Raw genomic sequence first — 10,720 nt, forward strand, 5'->3', positions numbered from 1 at the left:
ACAGACGGGAAGCAGGCCGGGCGGTCATGGCGGGATTGATCATGCTGGGGACGTTGGCTGCGTTGCTGACCTTTGGCCTGGTGGCATTTGCAGAACCGCTGGCTGCACTGCTTCACGCTCCGCCCGAAGCCATGGCGCATACGGTCGCCTATATTCGGATCTGCGGGCTTGGCATGATCTTTATTGTGGCTTATAACTTCCTGGGGGCGGTGCTTCGGGGGGCTGGCGATGCCAAAACGCCCTTGTTTACGGTAGCGGTAGCCTGTGTGGTCAATATTGCGGGCGATTTGATCCTGGTATCCGGGTTCCATTTGGGGGCGGCAGGGGCGGCCCTGGCCACCGTGACGGCGCAGGCGGTCAGCGTGGTGCTCTGCCTGGTCATTCTGTGCCGCAGGCCGCTGCCTTTTGAATTGCACAGGCGAACGGCACGTCCGCTTCGGCGTAAGGTCTTGCGGCAACTGCGCATCGGTGTGCCGGTGGCACTTCAGGAATTGCTGGTGGGCAGTTCGTTCCTGGTGATCCAGACCCTTGTGAACGGTATGGGAACGACCGCTTCGGCGGGCGTCGGCGTGGGGGAAAAAGTTTGTGTATTCATTATGCTGGTGCCTTCGGCATATACGCAATCCATGTCGGCTTTTGTGGCGCAGAATCGCGGCGCCGGTCACGCAGACCGGGCACAGCAGGCGTTGCGCTGCGGTATTTTGTCCTCACTGGTCGTAGGGGCGGCAATGGGGGCATTGGCATTTTGGCACGGGGACTGGCTGGCGTCTTTTTTTGCCAGGGACCCGGCGGTTATCACGGCGGCAAGGCAGTATCTGCAGGCGTATGCCATCGACTGCCTTCTGACACCGCTTTTGTTCTGCTTTACCGGCTATTTTAACGGCTGTGAAAAAACGCTTTTTGTTATGGTACAGGGAATCGTTGGCGCCTTCTGCGTGCGAATCCCCGTGGCATGGGCAATGAGCCTTCTGCCCGGAACAAACCTATTCCTGATCGGTTTGGGGACCCCGGCATCCTCTTTGATTCAGGACCTGCTTTGCATCGGATATTTTATGCTTTTGCGCCACAAAGAAAAAGCAGAACTGCCGCGGCTTCGGTAGACTTTGCGGAAATCGGGCGTTTACTTGAATAGGGCGGCGGCTGGATATAAAACAGCCGCCGCCCTTGACTTATGTGCGAAATTCCGAAAGCCAAAAAGCACCCACAAATGACAAGTTCTGACGATATACACTGGATGCCGCCTTTTCTTATAATAAAGATGTGTGATCGCCAATGGTTTTGCTATGGGCGAAATATCAAAGAAAAGGTAGGAATCGTATGAAAGCAAGTTGGAAAGCGCGCTGCTGCTGCCTTGCAATCGCAATGGCATTGGCGGCGGGACAGAGCTTGCCGGTCTATGCGGCCGGGCAGGCGCTGCCAACGACGGAAGTGGTCCAGCCGGAGGAGGAAGAAGCCGCATCTTCTTCAGCGCCCGAGGCGACTGCCCCGCCTGAGGAACCTGCGGAGGATGGAACAGACGAAAATACCCCCCCCCCGTACACTGAGGGCGAGGCGGAGACTGATCCTGCTTCGGAACCGACGGAAGCACCTGCGGAAGAACCTGGCGAGGAGCCCGGCGAAAGCACGGCGGCGGAACCGCAGGAGCCTGCGGAGGAAGAATCCCCGGTACAGGAACCTGCGGAAGAACCGCAGGCGCCGGAAAACGCCGAATCTGAGGAGGAAGTTGCCGAACCCGCCGCCCCGGAAAACCCTGCATCCGAGGCCCCGGCGGAGCAACCGGCGGCGTCTGCTGGCGAAACGCTGTCGTTGGAAGGGGCGCGCACAGAGCCTTCTGCCAACGCGGTTTGGTCCGATGACTTTTCGCAGACGGCTGAACCCGCCGATGAAGAAGTCGGAAATACGTGGAAAAATGGCGTGGTCCCGGCCAACTGGAACGATGTGTGGCTGGATCCTGCTCCGACGGATCCTACCACGACCTACTGGGAAGTAGTCGAAGATGAAGCCCTGGATGGCGGCAAGGGGATCCACCTGCATAGTGAGGACGCTGCTGCCCGCATGGATATTATCAGTGGTGTGTCCGGGTTGGACTACAGCAAGGATTATGTGCTGCGCCTGCGGATCAAAACGGAGGATTTGAACAAGCTGAAGATTCGCGCCCAGGTGGGCGATAAAGGAAATATCGCCCTGCCGGAAGGAACGATCCCCGGCGGCACGCAGGACTGGTATGACTTTGAAATGGATCTGGCCGATTTGCAGGAAGTGTATGACGCCAGCGACAAAGGCGATAAAACCAACGAAAACGGTTATTTGAAACTGGAGATCTTCTCCGCTGCGGGCACTACGGGCGATATCTGGATCGACCGCGTAGAGATTGTTACCAAGAGCAGCGCCGAGGCGGACAAGGGGGAAGTCCTGTGGTCCACGGGGTTTGACGAAGCGGTGCCCGCTACCGGGGATGCCGCCAAGTACTTTGTAGACGGGCAGGGACCCAAGGGCATGATGGGCGCCTGGGTACCGGTCTCGCCGGATACGACTAAGTTCCAACTCAAGCTGGACAAAGAGACCCAAGTCAGCGGTACCTATTCTCTTTATGCTAAGAGCGATTACGAACCGGGTTCGGGTAGTGAACAGCGAGTCTTGCTGTATCCTGACGAGTTCCCGCACAATGCGGACTACACGCAGGATTATTTGCTTCGCGCTAAAATCAAGCTGCAAAATGTTGGTTGCAGCAGTTGGGGCGGGGCGGCGCTGCGAGTTGATCTTGCGAAAAGTTCCATTACATCTACTCCTGCACTGAAGGGAACATCGGATTGGCAGACTGTAGAACTGTATCTTTCGGCGGAAAATCTGCAGAAAACGGCAGAGTGCACCCAGGGACAACTTAGACCCGCTATTTCGTATGAGAATTTCACCGGCGAGGTGTGGGTCGATGATATGGAACTCATCGCGCTGCCTTATACGCTGGAACTGGGACAGACCAGCCTGACGTTGACGCAGGGCGATACGCAGCAGCTTACGACCAACGCCCCGGATGGTGAGACCCTGACCTGGGCCAGTTCCGATGAGGCGGTAGCCACCGTCAGTGACGATGGTACGGTGACGGCTGTCGGCCGGGGCGTGGCGACCATCACCGCCACAGCCCCCTCCGGCAGCAGCGCAAGCTGCACGGTCTCGGTCATTGACGCGGCCATGGAATCGGAGTTCGCAGCCATGCGCGATAAATGGGTCGAGCGCCTGACCGGCAACAGCTACTGGGCCGAGGATGCTACTTCGGAAGAATACAAAACCATTCTAGCGGGCTATGATGAGGCAGCCAAAACGGCACAAGACCATCTGGTGGATAACAGCGCGGATATGCTGTTTAATGACTTGAATCTTGACTTCGACAAGATTTATGGTTCTCCTTCCACAGACTCCAACGACAGTGTGGACTATTCCACGGCGATCAGCCGGATCCAGGATATGGCTCGCGCCTGGGCGGCAAAGGGCAGCCAGTATTACCAGAATGAAGAACTGAAAGCCGACATCCTCTATGCCATGGAGTGGGCCTACGCCCACTTCTATAACGAGAAATTGGATAACAAGGCCATGTTCGGCAACTGGTATCACTGGTGGATCGGGATCCCCCAGAATCTGGCGGGGGCCGTCATCCTGATGCATGACGCAATGTCCCCCGAACTGCTTCAGAAGGAAGCTGCTGCGCTGCAGCACTTCAACGAGGACCCCGCCTGGGTCTACAAAGTCAAGGGCGCGGCCGGCAAGATGGATATGACCGGCGGTAACCTGGCGGATACCAGCCTGGCTTCGCTGCTGCGCGGCGCGGCCTGCAGCGACCAGACGGCTGTGATCAACGGTACCAAATACTTTGACCAGATCGTGAAGGTCGTCACCAGTGGTGAGGGCATCTATGCCGATGGCTCCTTCATCCAGCACACCAACTTGGCCTATACCGGCGGTTACGGCGCTACGCTGCTCAACGGTGTGGAAAAACTGGTCTATCTGACGGCTGGCTCCGGCTGGAGCATCAACGCGGACCAGCTCGGTGTGGTGTATGACTGGATCTGGAACGGCATCCGCCCGTTGTACGCCAATGGCGCCATGTTCGATATGGTCAACGGCCGCGGTGTGGCGCGTCCCTCCAGCAGCGACCTGAAAACCGGCCGCGGCATTCTGGCGGCGGTGACCCTTCTGGCCGAAAGCGCCCCTGCGGATCGCAAGGCTGACTTGCAGGGCTTTGCCAAGGCCCAACTGCAGGCAGGCGCCGAGGCTATGGGCGAAAGCGAATACTACAGCGGCATGAACGCAGCCGCTATGATGAGTGCTTTGGCCCTGGTGAATGATGAGACCATCCAGGCGGTGCCCAACACCGGCTATGCCAAGGTCTTTGGCAGTATGGACAAGGCCGTGGCCCACAGCGATACGTTCAGCTTTGGCATCAGCTACGCATCCGGCCGTACCGGCCGTATGGAATTCGGCAATGAAGAAAACAAGACCGGCTGGCACCAGAGCGACGGCGCCACCTATCTGTACAATGGCGATCCCGACCAGTATGCGGACAACTACTGGAACACCGTCGACCCCCAGCGGCTGGCGGGCATCACCACCGACCACAGTAGTTGGGAGCTGAAAGCCTGGGGCAACTATGTTGGTAACGCCAACTTCAACGGTGGTACGGCCGTTGGCCCTTATGCCAGCGTAGCCATGAACTTCAAAAACTACAGCACCTCCGATAACCCGGACCTGACCGCCCGCAAGGCATGGTTCGTCTTTGACGACGAGATCGTGGCGCTGGGCGCAGGCATCACCGGCATCGACCCCGAACGCACCACCGAGACTATTGTGGAAAACAAGAAGATCAACGGCGACAACAAGCTGGTGGTAGACGGGCAGGAGACGGCCCCTGAACTGGGCGATCAAGAAAAACTGACCGACGTGCAGTGGGCCTGGCTGGCGGGTAATACCGACAAGGACGCTGTGGGTTACTACTTCCCCGAGGGCAGCGACGTGAACGTCCTGCGTGAGAGCCGCACCGGCAAGTGGACCGATGTGAACGGCAGCAACGGTGTCAGTGAGGAACCCGTTACCCGCAATTACCTGAGCCTGGCGATCCCCCATGGGGAGAACGTAAACAACAATGACACGCTCTCCTCCTTCAAGAATGAATATTATGATTATGTGCTGCTGCCCGGCAAGACCCAGGAACAGGTGGCAGCCTACGCCGAGGACCCGGATATCGAAGTGCTCAGTAACAGCACCATGGCCCAGGTCGTGCGCGACAACAGCGCCAACGTCACCGGCTACATCTTCTGGGGCGACCAGGGCAGCAAAGCGATTCGCGTGGGGGATGTGAGCGCCGTCAAGGGCTCGGTCACCATCGTCAAGGACCCCGCTACCCACACCATGACCGTGGGCATGGCCGACGTGCATCAGAACAACGACAGCCTTACCTTCCGTGTGTATGGCAATGATCTGGAAGTGGTGCGCTGTGATGACGGCGTGACGGCTGAGACCGATAAATACGGCGTGGTGTTCACCGTCGATACGGCGGACGCCAAGGGCAAGACCTTTACGGCGGAAGTGAAGTACCGCGACCTGACCGACAGCGAAAAGACCGAGATGGCCGGCATGCGCCAAAATTATGCCGACAGCCAGACCGGCAACAACATGACCGACAAGACCGATCCCCAGTACCGGGCCGTGATGGACCGTTATGCGGAGGAAGCCAAGACGGCGCTGGATCACCTGAACCGCAGCGCCAAGCCCGGCGAGAACCTCTTTGACGACATCGACGTGCAGTTGGACTGGGCAAATAAAGGCGGCAACAATACCGACGGCAGCGCCAACCTGACCAGCACAGTCAGCCGTATCCAGTCGCTGGCGCTGGCCTATACCTCCGAGGGCTGCACCGATTACTACCATAACGAGGACCTGAAAGAGGATATCCTCTTCTGCCTGGATTATCTGCGGACGGGCTTCCCCAACTTCCTGAACTACCATGACAAGATCTTTGCCAACTGGTGGGACTGGACCATCGGTATGCCCAAGGCGCTGTCCAGCGTCGGCGTGCTGATGTATGACGAACTGCCGGAGGAAGACCGTGACTGGCTGTACAACACCCTGCGCCTGCTGGTGCCGGATTCCAGCTTCTACTGGGGCCGCAGCGGTACCGGCAAGGGCACGATCTATGAGTCTACGGGTGCCAACCAGGCTGAACAGGGCATGGTCATGGCGCTTGCAGGCCTGATCGGCGGCGACCCGGCCTGCCTGTTCAACGCTTCGGATACGCTGGCCGAAAGCATGAAGTACGTCACCAGCGGCGACGGCTTCTATGAGGATGGCTCCTACAAGCAGCACGGCAACTTTGCCTACACCGGCAGCTACGGCGTCGAAATGCTGCGCGGCGTCACCCAGATCGCTTCGATCACCAACAATACGACCTGGGCCTGCACCGATGCAGACCCCAACATCATTTACGAGTGGATCCTGAACTCGTTCCGCCCGCTGTATGCCGACGGCGGCATCATGGATATGGTACAGGGCCGCAGTGTGTCGCGCTACAACCGCAGCACCATCACCACCGGCCGCTATGCGATGGACGCCATTCTGACGCTGATCGCCAATGCGCCGGAGGAATACCGCGATGAGCTGTACTCCTTTGCCAAGACCCAGGTCAAACTGGGCATTGCGTATGATCCCGACAGTTACTACGCCAAGCTGCGCTTCTCCTCGCTGATCATGGCGAAGAACCTGCTGGCCGACGACAGCATTCCGCTGGACACCGAACTTTATACCAAGGTCTACGGTATGATGGACAAGGCGGTTGTGCATGCGCGCAACTTTGCGCTGGCGATCAGTATGTTCTCCAGCCGCAACGGCGCTACCGAGAGCATCAACAATGAGAATCTGAAGGGCTGGTACCAGAGCGACGGCACGCTGGCGCTGCACAACGGCGATCAGGCGCAGTACGATAAGGGCTACTGGGCTACGGTGGACCCGCTGCGTCTGGCAGGCATCACCACCAACCATGTGACCAAGCCGATGTCGGAGTCCAATATCAAGACCAATGACCGCGACTGGGTCGGCGGTTCTACGGTGCCGGGCAGCAACTATGCCTCCATCGGCATGGACTTTGCTTCCAACTACTCGGATCTGGAAGCGAAGAAATCCTGGTTCGCGCTGGGCGAACAGATCGTGGCGCTGGGCGCCGGTATCACCACCACCGAGGGCGATGAGACCGAGACCATCGTCGAAAACCGCCGTCTGGACAACGAAAACACGCTGATCGTCAACGGCAGCCCGGCGGCCCAGACCAACGGGCAGAAGGAAACGGTGAACGCCAATTGGGCGTGGCTGTCTGCCAATCAGGCGGGAACGGCCATCGGCTATTACTTCCCCGAAACGACTGCGCTCAACGTCCTGCGCGAGACCCGCACCGGCAAATGGAGCGATATAAACACCAACAGCTATCCCAAGGACGACGCGGCGGATCAGAATACCGTCACCAACGACTTCATGAGTCTGGCCGTCAGCCATGGGCAGAACCCCACCGGCGGCAGCTACAGCTATGTGCTGCTGCCCGGCAAGACCCAGGATGAGATGGCGGCCTATGCCGAAAACAACAGCATCCGCGTGCTTGCAAATACCACGGACGTGCAGGCGGCGGCCGATACCGCGCTGGGCGTCTACGGGTTCAACTTCTGGAACGCAAGCGGTCTGGATCTGCCGGAAGGCTGCATGATGAACCATGTGGAAAGCGACAGCCCGGTTTCCCTGACGCTGTGGAATGAAAATGGCGACCTGCACATCGGCATTGCCGATCCGACCCAGAAGGGTGGCATCGTTACGGTCACCCTGCTGGGCGAAGGCCTGACGGTGGGCAATGCCCGCAGCGCCGGAACGGTCACGGCCGTGGAAGGCGGCATCCAGATCCAGGTCAACATGAGCGAACTGAACGGCGCGGCGCTGAACATCGACGCGACGGCTCCCGCTCTTGAACCGAATCCCGAACCGCAGCCCGATCCGGGGGAAAAGCCCGGTCAGGGCGGCAGTTCTGCCCCGTCCGAGCCGCAGGGCCAGACGCCGGCCGATAACGCGGCGGCCGAGCCGGAGCAGCCGGAAGCCGCTGCTCCCGCTGGTCCGGCAGTACCCCAGACTTCGGACGACTTCCCGCTGACGGCGCTCGTCATGGCGCTGGCAGCCAACGGCGCAGCCGCAGCCGGGATCACCCTGCTGCGCAAGAAGCATAGAAAAGAATAAACTGCGCTGAAGAAACACGAGGGCGGCGCCCCGCTTATGCGGGGCGCCGCCCTGGCTTTTTAATAAGAAAAAATGACGTTAAAACGAAAAAATGAAAACGCATAAAACTGTGCCGTTTTGCCCCCCCTCACCCCATCGCGGTGCGCAGTTGGGCGCGGTATTCCTGGGGCGTTATGCCGTACATTTTGTGGAAGGTCTTGAGGAAGCTGCTGTAATTGGAAAAGCCGTTTTCCAGGCAGGCGTCCAGGATGCGTTTGCCGTCGGCAATGTCCCGGCGGCAGCTCTGCATCCGCAGCTCGGTCAGGTAGCTGGAAACGCTCTGCATCGTGTATTCCCTGAATACGCGGGAAAGATGCTCCCGGCTCACATAGGCGTACCGGGCCAGGCTGGCTACCGTCAGGTCCGGCTCCCGGTAATGCTGGTGCATATAGGTGGTGACGTGCGCGACCAGGGGACTGGTGGCGCTGGGGCGGCCCATGCCGTCCTCAACGATGATCTGGCGGATGATCATCGTCAGTTCCACCAGCAGGCAGCGGTACATCAGCTCTTTTTCCGCGGTGTCCGGGATGCCCGCGGCCACCGCCGCCCGGTTGATCAGGCTGCGCACGCCCCATTTGTGCACCGGCCCTTCGTGCAGGATCATCAGCCGGTCGGGCAGGCCCGGCTGCGCCGCAAAGTCCGGCAGGGCGCGCAGCGTGTCGCGCCAGAACAGGTCGTCCACCTGCAGCAGCAGGCGGTCGTAGGTATCGTAAAAGCCGGTGTGCACCGTGCCCGGCGGGATCAGCATCATCTCGCCGGGGTGCAGTTCATACCGGCTGCCGTCCACATGGTACAGCGCCTTGCCGCTGATCATCAGGATATATTCATGGTAGGGGTGGGAGTGGGTCACCGACTGGTGTACCTGCCGGTTGGAGTACCACCCCACCACCACTTTGTCGAGCGCCAGACGGCGGTTCGCCAGTTCCGGGGTGATGTTCTGGTCGGTGTAGGGCATCATGTAGGTCTGCATAGGGGCGGCTCCTTTCCGGCAGATCGTTTCGATACAAACAGTATATCACAAATTGCGAGGTTTGTATCACAAAATCAGACGAATTTAGGCGGTAAATTTGTTATGATTTGTACAAAGATAACAAAAATTTGCAGAATGAACAAAACGAACACAAGAAAATTGTGCGAATTGCACAGAAAACTGGATGGCAAAACGTGATAACGGCCCGAACCGGGAAAGGAGGACCCTCCATGGCTGTGCCATACGAAGGACGGATCGACCACACCGAAGATTCGATCCAGGCGCTGTTCCAGACCCAATACAACACCTACCGCTTCGGCAGGGTGCTGCTCACCGCGGCGGCGGGCGTTGCGCTGGTGGCGGTGGGTCTGTTCGCGCCGATGCCCCTGTGGGGGCAGGCGTTGACGACGCTGGCCGGATGCCTGCTGTTCGTGGGGCGGGATTTCCCGGCCATCGTGCGGTCGGTCAAGGCGGTGGACGCCCGGGGCGGCGTGCTGCCCACCACGGTATGCGTGTTCGGTTCCGGGCAGATGGAACTGCAGGAGGGCGGCATCCATAAAAAGCTGAACTACCGCAAGGTGGACAGGCTGGTGCAGGATAAAAAATACCTGTACCTGTTCCTGGGATCGGATTCCGTCATCATGGTGGACCGGGGCAAGATCGAGAACGGCAGCGACGAGGACGTGATGCAGCTTGTGGAAAAGCGCACCGGCAAAAAATGGGAAGAAGCCTTCTCGCTGCTGACGGTGAACCTGCACGACCTGCTGCGCCTGTGGGACAGGCGCAAGGCTGCGAAGCAGAAGGAAAAATAAACGAGCGGGTGGAAAGGGCACAGCCGCCGGGCAGACCGGCCGGTACCGTGCCTTTCGGCTATATCATCCCACAATGAAAGGAGGCGGCCCGCGGAACACAGACCTTTTTGCAAAACCGGGCTTCCCGCAGGGAAGCCCCAGAAACAACGGGAGGAATGGATTCCAATGAAAAAACTGCGTTTTGGACTGCGCCTGACCGCGGCTGCGGCCGCGCTGGCGCTGACGCTGACCGGGTGCGCCGGGACGACGGGCGGCACGACCAATGAGGACGGCGAGCCGGTCCTGAACCTGACGCTTTCCCACGGTCTGGCCGAGGACCACGCGGTACACATCGCCCTGAGCGCCTTTGCAGAGGACGTGAAGGAACAGTCCGGCGGCACCATCAACATCGAGATCTTCCCCAACGCGGTGCTGGGCAGCGAGACCGACAACATCACCCAGATCCGCGCCGGTGCGCTGGATATGGCGAAGGTCTCGGCTTCGACGCTGGGCAACTTCCAGGAAGAATGGAACGTGCTGTCGGTGCCGTATGTGTTCAACGACCAGCAGCACTATTATGACGTCATGGACGGCGACATCGCCCAGGACCTGTACCAGCTCACCGCCGACAAGGGCTTTATGGGTCTGACCTGGATGGATTCCG

General features: G+C 59.3%; 5 protein-coding genes. 4 read left to right on the forward strand and 1 reads right to left on the reverse strand.

The annotated features are described in order from the left end of the window. Both Q0526_RS17895 and Q0526_RS17900 read left to right on the forward strand, forming a co-directional pair. Positions 1–1,100 (forward strand): MATE family efflux transporter (locus Q0526_RS17895; RefSeq protein ID WP_298736673.1); only part of this gene is annotated, 1,100 nt, incomplete at its 5' end. A 217-nt stretch (positions 1,101–1,317) separates the two neighbouring features. Beyond that, positions 1,318–8,256 carry a polysaccharide lyase family 8 super-sandwich domain-containing protein gene (locus tag Q0526_RS17900; RefSeq protein WP_298736675.1) on the forward strand — a complete coding sequence of 2,313 codons (6,939 nt, stop codon included), beginning with the start codon at positions 1,318–1,320 and terminating at the stop codon, positions 8,254–8,256. 127 nt (positions 8,257–8,383) lie between these two features. Here Q0526_RS17900 and Q0526_RS17905 read toward each other — a convergent pair whose 3' ends face one another. After that, entirely contained in the window at positions 8,384–9,265 is an 882-nt protein-coding gene (locus tag Q0526_RS17905; RefSeq protein ID WP_298736677.1) for an AraC family transcriptional regulator, read from the reverse strand. A 230-nt stretch (positions 9,266–9,495) separates the two neighbouring features. Between Q0526_RS17905 and Q0526_RS17910 the strand changes: the two genes are divergently transcribed. Next, a complete protein-coding gene (locus tag Q0526_RS17910) occupies positions 9,496–10,077 on the forward strand; it encodes a YcxB family protein (protein ID WP_298736679.1) in 582 nt (193 codons plus the stop codon). Between the two features lie 165 nt (positions 10,078–10,242). Further along, on the forward strand, positions 10,243–10,720 hold a 478-nt coding region (gene dctP / locus Q0526_RS17915), incomplete at its 3' end, for a TRAP transporter substrate-binding protein DctP (RefSeq protein WP_298736681.1).

The sequence above is a fragment of the uncultured Subdoligranulum sp. genome, from assembly GCF_937890665.1.